Annotated in this window: 17 protein-coding genes; 14 read left to right on the forward strand and 3 right to left on the reverse strand. The window is 46.3% G+C overall.

The genetic code is table 11. The annotated features are described in order from the left end of the window. Positions 1-6: 6 nt before the first annotated feature. Positions 7-1,101, reverse strand: coding sequence for a WD40 repeat domain-containing protein (locus ACTRXD_RS20880; RefSeq protein ID WP_442433705.1), 1,095 nt, complete (start codon positions 1,099-1,101; stop codon positions 7-9). Positions 1,102-1,356: 255 nt separating this feature from the next. Here ACTRXD_RS20880 and ACTRXD_RS20885 point away from each other — a divergent pair, with 255 nt between their 5' ends. The 13 genes from ACTRXD_RS20885 (at position 1,357) to ACTRXD_RS20945 (ending at position 15,538) form a co-directional block, all read left to right on the forward strand. After that, positions 1,357-2,355, forward strand: coding sequence for a hypothetical protein (locus ACTRXD_RS20885; RefSeq protein ID WP_442433706.1), 999 nt, complete (start codon positions 1,357-1,359; stop codon positions 2,353-2,355). Between the two features lie 124 nt (positions 2,356-2,479). Then, entirely contained in the window at positions 2,480-3,034 is a 555-nt protein-coding gene (locus tag ACTRXD_RS20890; RefSeq protein ID WP_442433730.1) for a 4Fe-4S binding protein, read from the forward strand. Positions 3,035-3,366: 332 nt separating this feature from the next. Beyond that, on the forward strand, positions 3,367-4,347 hold the full coding sequence (locus ACTRXD_RS20895) for a TorD/DmsD family molecular chaperone (protein WP_442433707.1): 981 nt from the start codon (positions 3,367-3,369) through the stop codon (positions 4,345-4,347). A gap of 117 nt (positions 4,348-4,464) precedes the next feature. Further along, a complete protein-coding gene (locus ACTRXD_RS20900; RefSeq protein ID WP_312643612.1) occupies positions 4,465-5,421 on the forward strand; it encodes an ethylbenzene dehydrogenase-related protein in 957 nt (318 codons plus the stop codon). Positions 5,422-5,670: 249 nt separating this feature from the next. Beyond that, positions 5,671-7,443, forward strand: a complete 1,773-nt coding sequence (locus ACTRXD_RS20905; protein ID WP_442433708.1) for a B12-binding domain-containing radical SAM protein — start codon at positions 5,671-5,673, stop codon at positions 7,441-7,443. 74 nt (positions 7,444-7,517) lie between these two features. After that, entirely contained in the window at positions 7,518-8,630 is a 1,113-nt protein-coding gene (locus ACTRXD_RS20910) for a hypothetical protein (RefSeq protein WP_442433709.1), read from the forward strand. 14 nt (positions 8,631-8,644) lie between these two features. After that, positions 8,645-9,460 (forward strand): tetratricopeptide repeat protein, encoded by an 816-nt coding sequence (locus tag ACTRXD_RS20915; protein WP_442433710.1) that lies wholly within the window; start codon positions 8,645-8,647, stop codon positions 9,458-9,460. Between the two features lie 22 nt (positions 9,461-9,482). Beyond that, on the forward strand, positions 9,483-9,806 hold the full coding sequence (gene tatA, locus ACTRXD_RS20920; RefSeq protein WP_442433711.1) for a twin-arginine translocase TatA/TatE family subunit: 324 nt from the start codon (positions 9,483-9,485) through the stop codon (positions 9,804-9,806). A gap of 89 nt (positions 9,807-9,895) precedes the next feature. Continuing rightward, on the forward strand, positions 9,896-11,149 hold the full coding sequence (locus ACTRXD_RS20925) for a hypothetical protein (protein ID WP_442433712.1): 1,254 nt from the start codon (positions 9,896-9,898) through the stop codon (positions 11,147-11,149). Between the two features lie 383 nt (positions 11,150-11,532). Beyond that, positions 11,533-12,411 (forward strand): ethylbenzene dehydrogenase-related protein, encoded by an 879-nt coding sequence (locus ACTRXD_RS20930; protein WP_442433713.1) that lies wholly within the window; start codon positions 11,533-11,535, stop codon positions 12,409-12,411. A gap of 125 nt (positions 12,412-12,536) precedes the next feature. Then, entirely contained in the window at positions 12,537-12,881 is a 345-nt protein-coding gene (locus ACTRXD_RS20935; RefSeq protein ID WP_442433714.1) for a hypothetical protein, read from the forward strand. A gap of 9 nt (positions 12,882-12,890) precedes the next feature. After that, positions 12,891-14,228, forward strand: a complete 1,338-nt coding sequence (locus tag ACTRXD_RS20940) for a multiheme c-type cytochrome (RefSeq protein ID WP_442433715.1) — start codon at positions 12,891-12,893, stop codon at positions 14,226-14,228. A gap of 92 nt (positions 14,229-14,320) precedes the next feature. Continuing rightward, complete coding sequence (locus ACTRXD_RS20945; RefSeq protein WP_442433716.1) at positions 14,321-15,538, forward strand: multiheme c-type cytochrome; 1,218 nt, start codon at positions 14,321-14,323, stop codon at positions 15,536-15,538. Positions 15,539-15,562: 24 nt separating this feature from the next. On the opposite strand, the gene ilvD is transcribed toward ACTRXD_RS20945, so the two are convergent. Together ilvD and ACTRXD_RS20955 are read right to left on the reverse strand one after the other, a co-directional pair. Then, positions 15,563-17,236, reverse strand: a complete 1,674-nt coding sequence (ilvD, locus tag ACTRXD_RS20950; protein WP_442433717.1) for a dihydroxy-acid dehydratase — start codon at positions 17,234-17,236, stop codon at positions 15,563-15,565. Positions 17,237-17,486: 250 nt separating this feature from the next. Further along, a complete protein-coding gene (locus ACTRXD_RS20955) occupies positions 17,487-18,332 on the reverse strand; it encodes a class I SAM-dependent methyltransferase (RefSeq protein WP_442433718.1) in 846 nt (281 codons plus the stop codon). Positions 18,333-18,729: 397 nt separating this feature from the next. Here ACTRXD_RS20955 and ACTRXD_RS20960 point away from each other — a divergent pair, with 397 nt between their 5' ends. Further along, positions 18,730-19,485, forward strand: coding sequence for a hypothetical protein (locus tag ACTRXD_RS20960; RefSeq protein WP_442433719.1), 756 nt, complete (start codon positions 18,730-18,732; stop codon positions 19,483-19,485). The last annotated feature ends 5 nt before the right edge of the window (positions 19,486-19,490 follow it).

Raw genomic sequence — 19,490 nt, forward strand, 5'->3', positions numbered from 1 at the left:
AATGAATTATTCCCCACCCTCCCAGAGGGTGATGATCCGGTCATTGCCAGCTGTGGCGAGGTATTTCCCATCAGAAGAAATAGCAATTCCCCTGACAGGTCCTTTGTGCGATCGAAGCGTTCGGAATTGACGGCCGGTTTGGATGTCCCACATTTTGACGGTCCCATCATCGCTGGCGCTGATAAGCACCTGGCCATCCTGGGTTACAAGAAGATTTCTGACCCATTCAGAGTGACCTTTCAGCGTGCGGCGTTCTTCCATGGTTGGCATGTCCCAGAATTTAATCGTACAGTCACGACTACCTGAGATCATGGTGCCCCCGTCAGGGGTAAAGGTGAGGGCCCCAATCCAATATTCCATGGGTTTTTGAAATCCGCCTTGATCATCTACGTAAAATCCACGGTTTTCGGTCTCTTCATCATCGGCCTCATCTCTCCAATGGCCGTTGTGTACAATTTTTTCTTCCCCACTTGGCAAAACCTCATAGAGCTTAATCTTCCCGATATCGGTGCCAGCCACTAGGTGAATGCCGTCAGGTGAAAATGCTGTGCAGACACTCCAATTATGGTCGTATTGATCTTTACCAAGGAGCGTCATGAGTTCGGTTCCTGTGGTCACTTCCCAGATTTTAATGTCTTTATTCTGTCCCGCCCTCGCGAGCATGAGCCCGTCTAGGGAGAAGGAAATACTGCATACGGCATGGTCGTAACGAGTAAAGAGTAACCGAAGGGATTCTCCCGTTTGAGGATTCCAAAGTCGAATGGTCCTGTCCTCACTTGCGGAAGCGATTATTTGGCCATCAGGGCTATACTTGACTTCTCGAACGACATGTGTGTGACCTCGTAGGGAACGAAGAAGGCGGCCGGTCTCAATATCCCAAATCCGGATAAAACGATCATTCCCTCCGCTTGCTAATGTCAGCCCATCAGGGGAAAAGGCGACAGCCCATATCTCTTGTGTGTGGCCACGGAATGACTTCAGTTCCCTGATACCGCCTTTCCAATAGGCCAGTGAATCGATGAGTGGGGGAAGTTGCGAATCAGGATTATGGATGAACCCGGGATTAGAACTCAGTGTGTCTGGACTTGTTGGCTGGGTCATGGAATTCCTCGCTTCGTAAACAGATTGACATCAAAGGGATCGGTTAAACGGATTCAGAAAATGGATGAATGGGATTCTCTTGCCAAAAGGGAAAACGCATTCCTATAATTCAACTAGTTATGATACTAATCGCCGGTTTTCGAGGGAGTCAAGGTAGCTACCTCCCAAATTATTGTGAATTTATTATTACGGTGATCATCTTCCGAGAAATAAAACTCGTCTTGTGGTGATCTTGCGGTAAACGGAGGTTTGCTCATGGAAATTCGTTTTCAACCCGCCCTCCTGCAGGAGGTGATTGATTCGTTTGCTGAAAAAACTGAGCGTGAAGGGGACCCGACTTATTTTAATGAATTTCATGAGTTTGCCGATCCCATTTACGAGAAGTTTTCCCTTGATGACCGTGATCCGGAGTTCAAACGTCTCTATCAACATTTATTTGCTAAATGGGGGTTTGCCGAAATTCTTCGTGATGCTTTTGATGACTTCCCGGTTTTGCGGGATAAAACCGGGATCGTGTTGGTGCGGGGCGTATTGAAAGAAGATCAGGAAGGGGTGGATGTTCTTCGGAAGTGGGGAGTGGTCGAAGAAAAACTCGCTCGCCAATTTGAAGAGGCCGGGAAAAAAGGGGTGGGGATTAAATTGATCCCTCGGCGATTTTATGATCCAGCCATTACCCGTTACCTACGACATGAGTTAACGCATATCTCTGACATGTTAGATGAGGCTTTTGGTTACGATCCTGACACAAAAGTGGGGTTGAACCCTGGGGAAGAACATTTGATTTTAAATCGTTACCGTGTGCTGTGGAACCTTCATGTCGATAGCCGGATTGCTCGGACAGGCAAAGAACCGATGTTTTCCAAGGAATATCGGTTTCGAGAGTTCCGTTCTTGGTATCGAAAAATTCCACCAGGTCAGGTGGAATCCGTGTTTGAAGGGATCTGGCAGACGGATTATCTTACTCATGCCGAATTAGTGGAAATGGCTTCGGATACGATACGAGTGATTGAGAGAGCCATTGAGGTTGAGGACAGTGAGGTGCCGGATGTTCCAACCAAACCCATGCTTCTCCCAGGGTTTCCGTGTCCGCTTTGTCGATTCCCAACTTATACCTGGGTAGAAAACATGGATGAGACGCTGGAAGGTTTTGTCTTAGATTATATTCGCGAAAATCACCCAGGATGGGATGTGGAATATGGAGCCTGTGACAGATGCGTGGAGGTGTATAAGCTGCGGGCCTCCGGAGTGGTATAAATTTGAACAAGACCTTATCCTCGTGTCCCATTAGTTTTATTGGTTTTAGGCTATTGAAAGCGTCATAATGTCCGACCCTCATCTGCCAAACCAGCCTTCGTCCAATCCGACATTAGGTCGAAGAATGTTTCTTCGACAGTCGGCAATTTCCATAGGCGCCACAGTTCATGAATTCGTAAAACATCGCGATGCTCCTTCCCCGACAAAAAAGGAGCAGCCTGTTCCTGAGAAAACGGGGTGGCTCCGTCCCCCAGGGGCTGTTGAGGAGGAGTTGTTTTTGGAGCGCTGCACGGGATGCGCTGATTGCGTCGAGGTCTGTCCTCACGATGCAATTCAGGTATTATTGAGTAACGGTACTCCCGTTATCTATCCAGGAGAAACCCCATGCAAATTATGTGAGGATCTTCCTTGTATTGGGGCGTGTACTACGGAGGCCCTGTTGCCTGTTGCGGATCGTTTCCAGGTAAATATGGGAGTGGCGAAAGTTTTGTCAAAAATGTGTACGGCAGGAGCTGGCTGCAATGCGTGTGTGTCTAAATGTCCTACTGAGGCACTTTCGATGGATTTTGCCTCCTATCTCATTCGTGTAGATGATTCGGTATGCGTGGGTTGTGGCATATGCCAATATATCTGTGGAACGGTAAACGACCGTAGCGCAATTCGGATTGTTTCTAGATAAGGAATGTGTGGTAACGCCTAGTGGTGTTGATAGCTTGAATGATCTGGAGAAGACAAGTGTGAATATGGACCTTTTAGCTGGGAGGTATGGAAAATGGACAGAGGCATAAAAGGGCAATTTTCTGCGTGGATTTTCTAGGGTAAATTTGGGGGATTCAAATTGCTGGAAAATTCTGGAAATCGTGGGGCTATCAGGGATAACGAAGTCTTGACTTCATAGGTCTGTTGTCCTATTATCTGATCCCTTTTTCATGAATCCTTAATGGCCCTGACAATGATCCTAATTGAAGCAAATGCTTGTGAAATGAAAAAATTTTAAAAGTTAGGTGAAATATGACATCAGGCGTTAAAGAGGGGAAAAAAGCAGGGAAAGCAGGGAAAAACGGTATGCCAGTTTCCGGAAATGAAAAGGCCGTCAAGATTTCTCCAAAAGATGCGCCAGCTGTTGATCGAGCGCTTTGTCGAAGCAAGCTTTATCTGCTGGTATCCTGGGGTTATCTCTACCCAGAAGACGAGGAGTTTCTGGATTATCTTCAGAGTGGGGAATTTGTTGAGGATGGAAAGTCGGCATTAGAAGGGTTGAAAAAAGAGCTGCAAAATATAGGGGGCAATGAAGCGCAAGAGCGTCTTGATGCATTGGTGGGTAATTTTGATGCCATTGAATCTTGGGTATCATCAGAAGGCGAAAACTGGAGTCTCCAAGATTTACGTGATGAGCATCGTCGGGTGTTTAGCAATGTCATCGCGTTAGATTGTCCGCCATACGAAACATTATTTGGAAATGACCATGTTTTCGGGCAGTCCTATGTAATGGGAGACATTGCCGGTTTTTATAGTGCCTTTGGCCTTCAGCTTTCTCCGGATATTCATGAACGCCTGGATCATTTGAGTGTAGAGTTGGAATTTATGCATTATCTGGCGTACAAAGAATCATATGCCATTCTTCATGATGGAGCAGAAAAACTTAAAACCGTCATTGAAGCTGAGAAAAAATTCGTAAAAGAGCATATTGGTCGATGGGTTCCTTTGTTTTCAGGAATGTTAAATAGGAAAGCCGATTACGGTTTTTATAAGATTTTGGCTGATTTTACCTCTCATTGGATTGCTTTCGATATTGCGTTTTTAGGTGTGACACCTCAGCCCTATTCAGAAACCGATTATCGCCCTGCGTCATACAATAATCCTGAAGGTCAAAGTTTTGAATGTGGTGCTCAAGATCAAGGAAATGAGTTAAGCCTTCTGATGAGTGAAGTTGGAGCAGATGCATTTTTGGATAAGGAAAGTGGAACATCAGGCCAATCAGGAAATGCTTAGCGAGGAATTGAGTTGAGTCATTATATGAAAATTTGGTTTAGTGGCGACAGGTTTGAGGAGACAGGTAGTTAGCAGTCTTTTCGGTTTTAATCTTTTATCAAAGGAGGATGCGTCATTATGAGATTGGTGCAGACGCGTAACAAACGACTGGTGTTTGGCGTTCTTCTGTCTGTCCTGGTGGTGTGTGTAGGTTTGACCATGGGGCAGATTCCGCTGGCCGTCTCGCAACCGGTAACGATTCCGGTTGGCAAAATTACTGGCCCAATCCCTATGGATGCGGCGAATCCTGTATGGGAATCCGTGCCCGGTATCGTTGCCCCATTAAGTGGGCAGACGATAACGACCCCAATGCACCCGAACATTTCAGTGAAAACTGTGATGATCAAAATGGCAACAAATGGCGAAGAAATCGGCGTTTGGGCTAACTGGGGTGATCAAACATTAAATAACACCACCATTGGTCCTCAGGATTTCAGGGATCAAGTGGCGGTACAATTCCCTGTGCAATCTGCAGGGGCGCCCCCATTCCAATGTATGGGACAGTCTGGTGGGACGGTCAACATATGGCGTTGGAATGCGGAATGGCAAAAGGATCTTGGAGCTGGCGTGGCCGGGATGTGGGATGTGGATAATCAATATCCCTCCATAGCATGGGATTATTACTATGAGGAGCCAGCTGGTGGTGTGACCTATCCTGACCGAATTGGTCGGAGCTTAGGGCCATTTAACCCCGGTATTTGGTCGGGTAACATCATGTCCGATCCTAACCTGCGGCTGGGGTCAGTCGAAGATTTGAATGCTAACGGATTTAGTACGTTGACTACCCAGGCGTCCCAAGACGTGGTAGGAAATGGATTATGGGAGCCGTATGGGTCACTGAAGGGTGGATGCTGCAGCGGTCCGACCTGGAGAGTGGTCATGAAGCGGAGTCTCAAAACCCAAGACCCCAATGATGTTCAGTTCGCGGCAGGAGCGAGCTTCCCCGTAGCTTTTGCGGTCTGGGACGGTTCAAACGTAGAACGAAATGGGATGAAAGGGATTTCGACTTGGTTCACGGCTCAAATGCCAAACTAAGTTCATTCCTTTTCTGAATCAGGTCCTTTTTCATATAGGACATAGCTGAGCTTGAAAACCTCCGGTAATGGACTCCAGTAATGGGGGAAGTTGCCGGAGGTTTTTTTTATAAGCACTTATTTCGAATAAATGTTTATTCGCCAAGACAAGAAAACGCTAATTGTTGCATTGAAGAGAATGGGACGTGTATAAATTTAAAATAGTCAAATTCTGCGTTTCTTATTTTCCCCATTACCTGGGAGCCGCATTGTGAAAATTTCACTTTTATTCCCTCCTAGTTGGCATCCCTCTCAGCCCTACTTAAGTATTCCGTGCCTTTCGGCCTTTCTTGAAAAATCCGGTGTTCAAGTTCATCAGCAACGTGATTTAAATATTGAGTTGCTTGATAGGGTGTTAACTAAAGGATTTGGGTTAGATATTTATCCACGGTTAGTTGATTTGGTGAAAAAATTGGAAGCATCGGTTTCTGGAGATACCGGTTATGGGAGTAAAGAGCATTACGCTCGTGTTGTTGAATCACTTGACCGTTTTCCCTATCTCATAGATGAAATCGAACCCGTTAAAGCATCATTGCGTGGGGAAGAATTTTACGACATTGAGCGTTACAGAGAATGTCTCTTTTTAATTGATCGGTGGTTGGAGGTTGTATCTTCTTTGTATTTTCCGACCAGGATGACGGTGGTAGACAACCAATTTGCGTATTCAATCTATTCTTCGCGAGAAATTCTTCAAGCTATACACGATGAAACCCAAAATCCGTATCTTGAGCTTTATCGAAAATTTTTCCTTCCTGCTTTTGGACAAGATATTCCAAACTTTGTTGGTGTCTCCATTACCGCAACCTCACAGATTATCCCTGGTCTAACTCTGTGTAAATTAATTAAGGAAATTCATCCGGAGGTTCATGTCACCATCGGGGGTAGTATTTTTACAAGGCTGGTAGACAATCTCAGACGGTGTGACCGGTTATTTCAATTGACGGATGATTTCATTGTGTTTGAAGGCGAGACGGCCCTTTTAGAACTGATAACTCAATTAGACGGGAAAAAAGATTTTTCGAAAGTGCCGAATCTTATCTGGCGGCAAGATGGAAAAATAATTGTCAATCAACCCTTTTACTCTGAAAATCTTGCGGACCACCCAGCCCCAAATTATGACGGGTTTCCCTTGGGTGACTATTTAGCACCGCATACGGTGTTGCCGGTACAATTTTCTAGAGGTTGTTATTACAAGGATTGTGCTTTTTGTGCTCTGACTTTGGATCATCAGAATTTTCGGCAAAAGGATCCGATGAAAGTTGTGGATGAATTGGAAGCGTTGTCCCATAAATATGAAACACCGTACTTTTTCTTTACGGATGAATGCCTGGCTCTTTCGCCAACCAAGCGATTGTGTAAGGAACTCATTCATCGAAAACTGGGTTTACAGTGGACGGCCGAGTTGCGATTTGAAAAGAATTTATCTCGTGACCTACTTACCTCTATGCGGGAGGCAGGATGTCAGAAAATTGTCTTTGGTTTGGAAACCTATAATGCCCGGTTGATGGATTTTATGGTGAAGGGGATTACCCAAGAAAATGTTGATCGGATCTGTTCTGATTGTGTTGATCTTGGAATTGCGGTGCATTGCTATGTGATTGTTGGGTTTCCGACCGAAACAGAAGAAGAATCATTGGAAACATTGAATTTTATTGTCAATAATACGAAGCTGCATTCCTCCTATGGGTTTTCCTGTCAACCATGTTTGTTTGATTTAGAAAAGGAAGCCCCTATTATGAACGATCCAGGGGGATATGGGATTCAACGAATTATGCGACCAGCCTCGGAAGATTTGAGTTTAGGGTTCTTTTATGAAGTAAAATCGGGGATGACTCCAGAGCAGGCTGAAAAAGTATATCAATATGTGTATGAAAAGATTAGTGAAGTTGTATGTGAATTACCATTTAACTACTCCATGGCGGATGGGTTGTTATATATCACCCGGCATAACAAAGAGCTTGAGGTGGAGCCCTCTAGGGTGTAGATATTAAGATATCCTGGATGAACATCTAGCCATCTTATTACGGCATGCACTTCCATATCTGAAGTTCAAAAAAAATGATTTCTACCACTGAAAATAACCAGGAAAGAATCGACGGCCCAGGGCTTCTTTTTGAATGGGGTCTCAAGAGTTTGTTGTTTGCAGCCTTTTTTGAATTGGTGCTGTATCGGCTGGTTTCACGGTTGGGTATGCACCTTGGCAAATTAGCCGAAAAATATGAAGCGGTCAGGATCGGATTTCGCACACTCTCTTCATTAGGGTTTGTCCTGCTGAATATGACGGCCATTCTGGTTTTTCTGATTTTGGGTATTTTGCTGGTTCAAAAATTACGGACAAAGCTGTGGGTAGGAGAGTGGGATAAGGTTATTATTCCATTGGCGGCCTTATTGGTGGCATGTACAGTGGGTTATTTATTCTTTCCTCCAGTCATGGTCGGGACAATTGTTTATAATATTTTGGCGTTTGGGTTGATCGTTTTTCTGGTTTTGGAATATTGGGCTACTCACCGGGTGTTGAGTCAACGGCTTATGGTGGGTAGTTTCTTCCTGGGTATTAGTGGATGGCTGTATTATCAGACGATGTCAACGACTTATGGATGGCTCAATATTTTTGATGCCCCTCCGCTGGTGCATGAAGGGAATAGGTTCGGGGAAGCACTAATGGTTCTTTCAAGCATCCTGGTATTTTGGGCTTATGGCACCACTTCAATTATTACCAAAAACAAGCAACAACGCCGGTGGGGATTAACTTTGGTTATTAGCGGGGGCAGTGCTTTTTTAGCCTTACTTTTCATGGATTTTTTCCTTTCTCTTTGGAATCCTGAAGTGGCGAAAGAAGTAAGGAAGGCTGGAGAGGGGATAGGCTGGATTTTTCAAATGGGAATGGGCTATACCTTTTATCTCCCTTTTGCATTTTATGTGTTGGGCTTTACCTGCTGGGCGTATACCGTGATTAAGTTGGTGTTGATAGGTCGATTAGCAGGATATGGGCTAGGTCTCATGTTTATGGCCGGCTATGCGCTTCAATTATCACATTTGACCTTGATGGTAGTGCTTGGGTTAATGTTGCTAAATATTGATAAAAGAGGAACTTTAGGAAAACTTCGTAAGAAAACCCTAGAGGGGGTAGTCTATCAACCAATTCGTCCCGTATACGGGCAAACACAGTAGTTAGGACACCTGAAATGGAAGAACAAAGTGCTGGAAGCCAAACAATGGATCCGCAGTCGGGGGAGACGACCACAGAAGATCGCCCCTTAACGGTTGATGAGGAAATTGCTGAGATTGAAAAGTTGCTGGGCGAGGAGCCGGACGACTTTCAAGCGCGGTGTCGATTGGGTGAACTTTATTTTAATAAAGGACGGATGGATGAAGCTCTTGCGGAAGTAAAGAAATCCATTGAGATGGCAGAGGGCATTCGGATAGAAATGGATCGGTCTCTGGCCATGTACTACTCGAATCTTGGAACGATCTATGGAACGAAAGGGATGTTGGATGAGGCCACGGCCCAATTTAAACGAGCGCTGGAACTAAACCCCTATGATGTTCTTGCACTTTTTAATGTCGGCCGACTCTATAATGACAAAAATGCATTTTTGGAGGCCAAAGAGTATTTCGAACGTCTGATCGAAATTTCACCTGAAGATCCGATTGCTTGGTATAATTTGGCTGGAGTCTATGAGAAATTGGATGATCCTAATGTCTCCGACTTTAATACGATAGACATGGCTATGCAGGCTTATATGAAAGTCCTGCAGTTTGATCCAAGTCATCTTGAGTCGAGTTTTAAGCTCATGGAAATTGCCTTAAATCTGAAGAAACCTGATATGGCAGTGAAGATCATGGAAGATGCCGTTGAAAATAATCAGGATGAACCATTGGCTTATTATAATCTGATTAACACCTATGAAAAGTGTAAGATGTTTGAGCAGGCGGAAGAAACCAGAAATCGTCTCAAGGATCGATTTAACAAGCGTTCGCGTGAAACGGTGAAAAAGTGATACCCCAACAAGGAGAGGTACCATGTTTGGAAGCTTAGGATTTACAGAATTAATTCTCATCCTCATGATTGTGCTAATCATTTTTGGGGCGGGAAAATTACCGCAATTGGGCGAAGGGGTCGGAAAAGCGATTAAAGGGTTCAAGAAATCTGTTCAAGAGGCAGAAGCATATGACCTAGACCCCCAAGCACAGGCGGAAAATTCGGCATCCGCCAACCCGGGAAATGCTCAACCGCAAATTTCACAGCCTATGCAAACCGCCCAGTTAGAAACGGGTTCCCCAATTCCACCGGAAGCAGTCCAGCCGGCTCAACAGGAACAGGTTCCTGCGTCCTCTAAGGCCTAATTCCGCTATAAAGGCAAGGGGCCAAAAACTTATCCGTGGTGGTGATTGGGCCGGATTTTTTGAAATGAACGTTGAAGGGTGAATTGTCTATGAGTATCGAGACGGCGTTAGAAATCGGGGTGATTGAAACCTTTGCCGGCAATGGAAAATCTCGCAGTACGGGTGATGGCAAGCGAGCGGTGAAATCTGGAATTCCGCTGCCTAACCATATTACGGTTGATCGGGATGGTCGGTTTTTCTACATTGCCGAATCCGGTTCTGACCGAATCAGGCGAGTGGATATGGAAACAGGCCTTCTGCATAACTTTGCGGGGACCGGTGAGACATGTTATAGCGGCGATTACGGACCTTGTGGGGAAGCTGGGCTTTACCTTCCATTAGATGTCTTGTGTGATTCTCACAATCATATCTATGTCTGTGATTCCGGCAGCAATCGAATCCGAAAAATTGACGCGGATACAGGGATCATTACGACCATTGTCGGGACGGGGCAATGGGGATATAACGGGGATGGGCCAGCCTTGGAGTGCAATTTAACCTATCCGGCAGCCATAGCAATCGACGATCAGGATCATCTTTACATTGCAGACACTCAAGCCCATCGCATTCGGCATTATAATTCTCAGACAGGAATGCTTACGACCATTGCCGGGTGTTGGACGGCAGAAGATGATGAGCGCGTGAGCCCTCTGACCGCTCAAAATCTAATTGTTCTTTCCGGGGATGCGATTGGGATAGATTTTAGCAACGATGAAGGGTTACTGCGTCCGCGTTGTTCAGATGGACTGGATTTATCGTTATATCTTGACGATGGCAAGCCGGCTTTGGAGTGCAAGTTGTATGACGTGGTCGATATCGATGTGGACAAACATGGGGGCCTGTATATCACTGATAAGGGAACAAACCGCATCCGAAAGCTAGATCGGAAAACGGGGACGATGTCCACCGTTGCTGGCATCTGTCGGTATGGATTTGACGGCGATGGAAAGTTAGCGGTGAAATCCATGCTTAATGTCCCGGAGGGCGCTGTGGTGGACTCAGATGGAAATGTGTATATTTCCGATTCCATGAATCACCGGGTACGAAAAGTTGATTGTCAGACCGGTATCATTACAACCGTCGCGGGGAATGGCGATAGTGGCTACGATGACAAAAATATGGGTGGGTGCGGTGCTGCGCGCTTTGTGGCAAAAGAAGACGCTGGGATGTTGAAACATGGTGATGGCCTTATTGCCGTTGAGGCAATTGTGAACACTCCAGCTGGCTTGACCTTGGACTCAAAGGGATATTTGTATATTTGTGAACGGAATGAAAATAAAATTCGTCGGGTGAAATTACGATAACGAGGCTAATCTGATTTTTCAGTAGAGTTTGGCTGTATTCGAGGTAGCCACTCCTGCCCCAGTGAGACAAATAATTGCTGCCCCACTTATTAGTTCTAAGCTATATCATTTGTTTCGCTCCCCTCCTCATAACCTGTGAGGTGGGACTCTGTCATTTTTCGTTGGGCATTTTTGGTCGAAATTCCTAAAAGCGTCTTTCCGGTTTGTTTTCGGGGCCGCTCTGCTTTCAAGATGGGATAGGGCTGTAATTCGAAAAACATGCATTCAATGAGAGAATAATCATGAATGTATTCTCGATTATCTATGTAATAATGAACTGATTTTTTCTCATTCTTGAAATATCATTGGCATTGAATCTTTAAATATTCCAAGGAAATCGAGGATTGAACACAATTCACGCAAAAAAACGGTTTATTTTGTTTGTGGTTTTTGCGGTGGTGGTTTTATTCGGATTGACTTGGTATCAAGTCCCCCTTGTCAGTTCTCAGGGCATGGTTGTCCTGGCGCATTATTCAAAAGGGGAAGTGCCCTCTCATCCTTCCGATTCAGCGTGGGAAACCGTGGCTCCTCTCCCTGTTCCCCTCAGTGGCCAAATCATTACCAGACCGGTATGGCCGGAACCCAGTGCGAGAGCCCTCTCCATCCGATCAATTCATAACGGAAAAGACATTGCGTTTTTGCTGGAATGGCAGGATGCCACAATTAATGAATCCTTGACGCCCGGGGTCTTCAGGGATGGGGTTGCCGTGGCTTTGCCTCTGGGAGATGCGCCGGCCTTTTTTTGCATGGGCCAACTTGATCATTATGTGAATATTTGGCATTGGAAAGCGGATTGGCAAAGCGACGTGGATCGGCGTGCCGAGCGAGCTAAAGAATCTAAGCGGGGAGAATCAGGTCCTCGCCGCTTTGAAGTGATCCCGCGCCGGCCCTCATCGGTCGAGGACCTCGTAGGAGGGGGGTTTAGCACCCTAACTAGCAAAGAACAGCAGGGACGAATTCAAGGACAAGCCGAGTGGAAAAATGGCCTATGGCGAGTGGTCATGAAACGACCTCTGACGTCAATGGGAGACGATTTGGACAATGAAGCGATGCTGGTTCCCGGGCGAATGCAAGCCATAGCCTTTGCTGTTTGGAATGGAGAAAATAAGGAGCGGAATGGACAAAAATCTGTTGCCTCCTGGATGCAATTACTTATTGATCCTGTTCAGGACTCATCTCAAAATGGGGCCGGAGGGATTGAATCCAATCAAAGCTCATCATGAGTATACCAATAATAAAGAAGATGAGATCTACAGGCGGAATGCAATGGTTCTTAATTTGTTGGTGCCTGGGGTTTGGATTGATGGTTCTTCAAGGAGAAGCATATGGTCAATCGCCAAGTGAGAATATGACCAATGAAAAAGCCCTGATTTTAGCCGAAAAATTTGGAATTGATGTGGGGGAAGTAGATGAGGAGGTCAAGAAAATTCTTGGATTGACCAAAGCCGAAGGGGTTGTCGTGTATGCCGTCATTGGAGGGTCTCCCGCTGAATTATCAGGCATAAAGGTGAAAGCGATCATTAAGGAAGTGGATAAATATGAAATTCAAACCCTTGTGGATTTGGGAATTGCCTTGGAGCAGACCCTCCCCACAAAGAATTTTACTGTTGCCACATATGAACCTGCGGATCCTGATAATCAAGGGGTTACCGGCGGGCTTAATTTCCATTTTGTACGAATTCTTCAGGATTAAACTACTTCCATGAAGAATCTGTTTAGCAAGAATTTTCGGTTATTGGAAATAATACCCATGCACAACCGATGGATTTTAACGATCATGTTAGGGGTTTTTTGTTTATCTGACGTCGGGTTTGGTCAACAGCCAAACACGGTTGTTGGTGAAGCAGAAGAATCCTGGATTAAGGAAATTGAGCAAGTTTTTATCCCTTCTGAACAGTGCAAACAATGCCATGACCGGCATTATGAAGAGTGGAAGGGGATGCGCGAGCAGACCATGGATTTAAAAACATTTGGCCGCGTGGATGGAGCTCTTCTTCATGGGACGGCTTTCACCTCTCCGGTGTTCAAAACCGTTTTAGGTCTGTGGCTTCAAACGGATCCTGATCAGGAGCAACGCACTCGCTGTCTTTCTTGTCATGCTCCAGCGGTGACTGTATTCCCTCAGCACACTGATCGAATGATTGATCAAGTGATGAAAGGGGGAAAACGGGTCAAAATAGAAGGCATCGGTTGTAGTGCCTGTCACCTGATTACCGGCATTCAAGAAAATGCTTATGGGCATCCCACTTTTAAAATTACCTCCGGGGAGACTCTTTACGGACCCTACGCAGAACCGGAGGAGAATCTTGTGCATCCATCTGGGCAGTCGGATATTTATCGAGGGGCCCATTATTGCGCATCCTGCCATTTTGATAAGGTAAGGGATGTTACTCGGCCTGATATTCCAGGGGAAATTTTGAAAGGCACCATTTGTCAGGATTGTCATATGGAGCGCTCTACGGGGAGTTCAACCTCTCAACGCGGAGCTCTCACTCGGCCAATCGGGCGGCATTGGTTCCAAGGTATTGTGATTCCGGGGATTATGTTGAGTAATAGAAATTTACAGGCCGAATGGTTTTCGAGGGTGGATATTGAGGTTAAAAAGGTTAAGGGGAAGGTTGAGGGTGAAGTCCTGGTGCGAAATGGTGCCTTGCCTCATACCTTTCCGGGTGGCGATCCAGTGTTAAAGCAATTTTATGTCACGATAACTCTTAAAAATTCAGATGGACAGGTTATCGATCAATATCAGGAACGGTTTGGCCGAACATTTGAAGAACTACTGCGTGGTCCGATACCCCGACCATTTGTCAATGGAGGCACAACCAGACATATCCCATTTACGTTGAAATATCCCAAAGATTCAGAGGCTTCCCTCATTGAAGCCTCAGTCAGTTATTCTCTCATTCCTGAGCCCTCGAAGGCCCTTGCCGCGAAGTTCCTCGAAAGCCTGGCTACCGATAAAGAACGGGAAACTGCAGAACGCATTATTCATGATTATTCTTCCCCGCGTCTCCTCACGTTTCGCACCATGAGTTTATAGGCAGCAGGAACGTCCAGATTTTTTGTTGAATAACATAAAAGGATTGTCTGATGAGGAAAAGCTACAAGAAGTTGGACCCCAGGAGTACAAGTATGAGGGGTGGGGTATTTTTGCTGGTTTTGGGAAGTTTCCTGCTGACGGCGCCTCTTCTTAGCTCGGTTGCAGGTGAATCGTCTTCAACCAAAAAACCATTAGAAAAATCATTTCCCAATTCCGAAAAATGTAAACGCTGCCACCTTAGGGTCTTCGAAGAATGGGAAGCTTCAGCTCAATCGCGTTCTATTGTGACTGCCCCTTTCCGAGTAACCTTGGACCAATTTCTGGCTTCAACCGATAAAAAAGATCATGCCATGTGCTTTCGTTGTCATGCTCCGCATATTCTTGAATATGCCGAACACTTGCCTCGTTTCATTAAGGAAGTGCAATCTAAGGATCCACAGATGGATGGAGTTGGATGCCCCCAATGCCATCTTATTCAGGATGTGGACATGAATTCCCATCCACCAACGCCAACATTTCAATTGGGAACGACGATTTTCGGAGGATATGATAAAGCCGCTGAGAACCTGGCACATCAGTCACAGAAGCTGGATCTCTATAGAGAGTCAAAATTCTGCGTGACCTGTCATGATTCACTCCCAAAGATCTCAGGCTCTGCCAAGGACCTCCCTGGTTGGCTTGGATCTTGGGAAAAAACCAAATCTGAAACTAATGGGAAGCCATGTCAATTTTGTCATATGCCAGAGGCAGTTGATGAATCTGCTAATGGTGAGAAGGTCAGGAAGGTCGCCAATCACAGTTTCCCTGGGAGATTCGGAAAAGTCCGCGCGGAAGCTGTTACCTTGGACTTTATCACTGAGACCACTCCCGAGACTTCTCAAGTGCAGGTCAGTATTCAGAGCCTGGTCCCCCATAATTTGCCGTTGCCGCATCCCGGGTGGTCTCGGGTCGTCGTTGATCTTTCTATTTTTGGGAAAAATCTCAAAAAGGTTTACAACGAACAACGTTTTTATGAGCGAACGTTTGGAAATGTGGAGGAAAAAGAGACGGTCTTTGATTTTGAGGCAAAAAAGGTATTACGCGACACTCTTCTTAAACCTGAAGAGATGCGGGTAGAGGTCTTTACATTTCCCACACCACAGGATGCGCCATCAATGGATGTAGTGGTGACTCTCACGTATGCTCCTGTACACGGACCAGAAGATTTCCTTAAGAAAGTTGAACAAGAAGCGGCACTTGGGCAAAAGGACAAGGCCTTTCAATCGGTCCAAATTGCCCAAAAGAAGTCGAATGTTCCTCTTAAAAAATAATGACTGTTCCCTGAGGATGATCCGTTAAGAAGTTACGGCTCCCAGGGATGCGGAGGAAACCATCCTGGCATATTTGGCCAGGACACCAGTTGTATATCTTGGTGGTGGAGGAGTCCATTTTGCCAAACGGCCTTGAATCTCTTGCTCTGAAAGTTCAACATCCAAACGTCTCGCAGTAATGTCGATATGAATCAGGTCTCCGTTTTGAAGCGCCGCAATCGGTCCCCCTTTTGCGGCTTCAGGGGCGACGTGTCCAGCCATGAAGCCATACGTGGCTCCCGAAAACCGTCCGTCCGTCAAAAGAGCGACTGATTGGCCTAATCCTGCTCCGACAATAGCACTCGTTACCCCTAACATCTCTCGCATCCCCGGTCCGCCTTGTGGCCCTTCATAGCGGATAACAACCACATCCCCGTCCACGATTTTTCCTTGTTGGACTGCCTGAAAGGCATCTTCTTCGCAGTCGAAGACTTTGGCAGGGCCATGGTGTGCTAATCTGGCATGACCAGCCACTTTGACAACACAACCTTCTGGGGCAAGGTTGCCTTTCAGAATCACCAGTCCTCCCGTTGGCTTAATTGGATGGGAAGGGGGAAAGAGAACATTTTGACCGGAAGTTTCCTTGGCTGTGGCCGCTTCTTCGGCTAAGGTTCGTCCGGTGACGGTGATTTGGTCTCCATGGAGATGGCCAGATTCCAAAAGCCATTTTGCCACCAACGGGGTGCCTCCTGCTTGATAGAGGTCGGCTGCCATGAACTGACCTCCTGGTTTCAGATCAGCCAGGAGCGGGACTTGGCGATTAATGGTATCAAAATCGTCAATATTTAATGGGAGCGACATTTCATGTGCCAGAGCTAAAAGATGGAGGACGCCATTGGTGGATCCACCGGTAGTGGCGATTGCCGCGATGGCGTTTTCCAATGCGGGGCGAGTAATAATATCCCGTGGGCGAAGATCGTTTTTCAGGAGATTGATCAGGATTTTTCCGCATTCCTTGGCCACTTGGTGCTTTCTGGGGTCGAGGGCTGGCACGCCATTGAATCCCATTGGGGAAATTCCTAAAAACTCAAACGCAATTGACATGGTATTCGCCGTAAATTGACCACCGCAGGCCCCGGCTCCCGGGCAGGCTCGTCGTTCTAATTCAATCAGCTCCTCCGTTGTCATTTTCCCTTTGGCGTGTGATCCCACGGCCTCAAAGACGTCCTGGATCGATACCGGTTTTCCATGAAATTCTCCAGGCATAATGGAGCCTCCATAGAGCATGATTGATGGAAGATTCAGACGGGCCAGCGCCATCACGCATCCTGGAATGGTTTTGTCGCAACCCGATAAGGCAATGACTCCGTCAAACAGATGCCCGCGAACCACCAATTCGATGGAGTCCGCCACCACTTCTCGGCTAATCAAAGAGGCTTTCATCCCCTCCGTCCCCATGCTGATACCGTCTGAGACCACGATTGTGTTGAATTCGATGGGGGTCCCTCCCGCCTCACGAATCCCTTGTTTCACACTCGCCGCCAAATCGCGGAGATGATAATTGCAAGGGGTAATTTCCGACCAGGTATTGGCGATCGCGATGAGGGGCCTGGTAAAGTCGTCGTCGGTCAAGCCTACAGCCCTGAGCATCGCGCGAGCGGGGGCACGGTCCGGTCCCTCAGTCAGGGGTAGGCTATTTTTCTTCAAGGTTTTTGACATGAAACAGTGCTCCTTCGCTCATAACCGTTGATGAATGGAATATAGGGTCAGTCGATTATTCGTTTCATGAATGTCTCATAATGCTAGGAAAATGGTCAATGTTGTGGGACAAAAGTTTGTACGTGCAGCCCTGGCGATGATGATTTTCCGAGGAATCAGCAGGAGAAGAGAAATGGATGCGCAGGGGGGGAGACGCCACAGGGTCTTGTCCACTGATATGGCAAGGAGGGCAATTTTGGTTGTGAGATTTCTAGGAGGCGAGTTTACAAGATGTTACCGATGAGAGGTATTGCTGCAGCCGAAGCCTTCCTCCGGCTCCTGCGGATGGGGGTGTACACAATATGAGCCAATATGGATTGTTAAAATGGTAGGTCTCTCCCTGACGGCAGGACTCTACAAGCTGCCGTAATCTGGGCTGCTTCATCCAGTTTGGGAGGGGGGTTGAGTCCATGACGACTTGTTGGAGGTATTGTTCCAATAGTCGATCATGCCGGATTGAAATGCTATGGGTGCAGGCTATTTCTCGAATAGTGATGAAAACTTCCAATTTTTCTAAAACAGCAACCACCGACTCTGCAGAAAGATAAGGCACTGGAGCGTGAGGGGGACATTCTTGAAAGAAGGTGTGATGCAGTTGTGAGAAAAAAGCCTCTTGCTTGGCAAGCACAATACATGCGGTTCCTCGAAATGGGTGCAGAGCACCGATAAGTCGGGACAATGAAGGATGGAGAGAGGCATGATCCAGGCAGGAGAAGGATTGAATTGCCCATGCTACATCGTAAGAACCCGGAACCAGGAACTTTTCAGCATTGTCCCATGTGGTTTGCCAGGCATGCCTGGGGAGAAATGGCCGGCGTAGAGACTGGCTGCAGGTGGAGAGGCAATAGTGGGAAGAGTCCAAATAATCATAATGAAGGCGTATGGTTGACGGAAGCCATGCCTGCAACATTCTCGGAAATCGGCCTGGTCCACATCCAATGTCTAGTACTTGATAGCCTGCATTCTGTTCCGGAAATAGCGAATCCCAATTCACGGCATCCAGGAATTTGGTGTAATCGTTTTCCACAATTGAAAACCAGGCTTCGGGGTGTAACATGCCCTTTTGATAATAACGAAGTGATCGGGGAAGGTTCGAGTTTATTGGTCGTTCGAGAGAAGGCAGTTGAGAGGTGCATAAGGGGTTGTTCATGATTAAGATATTAAGAGGGAAAATGAAGTCATCAGTTGTTCTTAATTCTTAATTAAAGAAGCAAAAATGGTACCGGCTATCATTTGGAGAAATGAGGTAAGAAGACAATGGAATTTTATCGACATTATCTGTTAGGAAGGTGAAGGTCTTTTTCCTGAAGCAAAAAATTTCCCCACAACACAGGAAGAATCTGCCGGTTGCCTATTGGACTTATAACACCGGTCCTTTGACCATACATCGGATTTGCTGAAAACGTGAAGACAGCAATTAAATGGATCACAGAACCAAAGAACCAGTGAACGTCATGAATCTGATGATCTGCCCGGGTGTCATTCGTAAATATTCGTGGATCTTCTTGACTGTATGGATAGGGGCAACTGTCTTGTTCCTGTGTGAAGTTTGTCTAAGTAGAAGTGAGGGAGGTTTAGAGAATGAGTTCTTTTCTGAAGTTGAAAATTTGAAGCTAATTCAGAAGGAGAAGATAAACGTTCGCTTAGCCTATACGTATAAACCGTGGGTGGCGGGTCATTTATTTTTTACCGACCGCGAGGTTGCCTCGTCTCCACAGTCTTCCCCAGATTTTCCTTCAAAGAGAACTGGTTCGGCCTTGGTTGGTTCCGTCATGGCCCTCTTAGCTACGTTTGAAAGTGCGAATGTTCTTCCACCGGAGGGGACCAGCCAGGCCAATCAACTGATTCATGGCCTTATTCAATTGCAGTCGGCCTTAGTAAAATCTCAATCCTCAGAGTTGAGCGAATATTTCTCAGCGGGGGTTAAACAGCGTTTTGAAAAAGAAAGTGCAGAGCTTTTACAGTCAATGCATCAGAGTGGTTTGACATCCAAAATGTTAGAGGCCCTCGTGAGCTATAACCACAAAATACCAATGTGGGAGAAGCCACCGCTTATTGAACTCTTTCAACGCTATAATATATCCCGACAAGATTGGGAGTTGATTGAAAAAATATTCGGCGAAGCCGAAGTAGCCTATCGTATGAAAGGATCATCCATCCATGATGCCTATGAGCTTTGGAGAGCACAAATGCCAGGAGGCCGGTCATGAAGAAC

The sequence above is a fragment of the Nitrospira sp. T9 genome (genome assembly GCF_052156535.1).
Classification (GTDB): domain Bacteria; phylum Nitrospirota; class Nitrospiria; order Nitrospirales; family UBA8639; genus Nitrospira_E.

Bases quoted from the DNA above. Each gene is read 5' to 3' on its own strand.
- ACTRXD_RS20890 (WP_442433730.1), top strand. From the start codon at position 2,480: ATGTTTCTTCGACAGTCGGCAATTTCCATAGGCGCCACAGTTCATGAA.
- ACTRXD_RS20960 (WP_442433719.1), top strand. From the start codon at position 18,730: ATGAATCTGATGATCTGCCCGGGTGTCATTCGTAAATATTCGTGGATC.
- ACTRXD_RS20945 (WP_442433716.1), top strand. From the start codon at position 14,321: ATGAGGGGTGGGGTATTTTTGCTGGTTTTGGGAAGTTTCCTGCTGACG.
- ACTRXD_RS20940 (WP_442433715.1), top strand. From the start codon at position 12,891: ATGAAGAATCTGTTTAGCAAGAATTTTCGGTTATTGGAAATAATACCC.
- ACTRXD_RS20900 (WP_312643612.1), top strand. From the start codon at position 4,465: ATGAGATTGGTGCAGACGCGTAACAAACGACTGGTGTTTGGCGTTCTT.
- ACTRXD_RS20955 (WP_442433718.1), bottom strand. From the start codon at position 18,332: ATGTTACACCCCGAAGCCTGGTTTTCAATTGTGGAAAACGATTACACC.
- ilvD (WP_442433717.1), bottom strand. From the start codon at position 17,236: ATGTCAAAAACCTTGAAGAAAAATAGCCTACCCCTGACTGAGGGACCG.
- tatA (WP_442433711.1), top strand. From the start codon at position 9,483: ATGTTTGGAAGCTTAGGATTTACAGAATTAATTCTCATCCTCATGATT.
- ACTRXD_RS20910 (WP_442433709.1), top strand. From the start codon at position 7,518: ATGATTTCTACCACTGAAAATAACCAGGAAAGAATCGACGGCCCAGGG.
- ACTRXD_RS20885 (WP_442433706.1), top strand. From the start codon at position 1,357: ATGGAAATTCGTTTTCAACCCGCCCTCCTGCAGGAGGTGATTGATTCG.
- ACTRXD_RS20915 (WP_442433710.1), top strand. From the start codon at position 8,645: ATGGAAGAACAAAGTGCTGGAAGCCAAACAATGGATCCGCAGTCGGGG.
- ACTRXD_RS20935 (WP_442433714.1), top strand. From the start codon at position 12,537: ATGACCAATGAAAAAGCCCTGATTTTAGCCGAAAAATTTGGAATTGAT.
- ACTRXD_RS20895 (WP_442433707.1), top strand. From the start codon at position 3,367: ATGACATCAGGCGTTAAAGAGGGGAAAAAAGCAGGGAAAGCAGGGAAA.
- ACTRXD_RS20880 (WP_442433705.1), bottom strand. From the start codon at position 1,101: ATGACCCAGCCAACAAGTCCAGACACACTGAGTTCTAATCCCGGGTTC.
- ACTRXD_RS20925 (WP_442433712.1), top strand. From the start codon at position 9,896: ATGAGTATCGAGACGGCGTTAGAAATCGGGGTGATTGAAACCTTTGCC.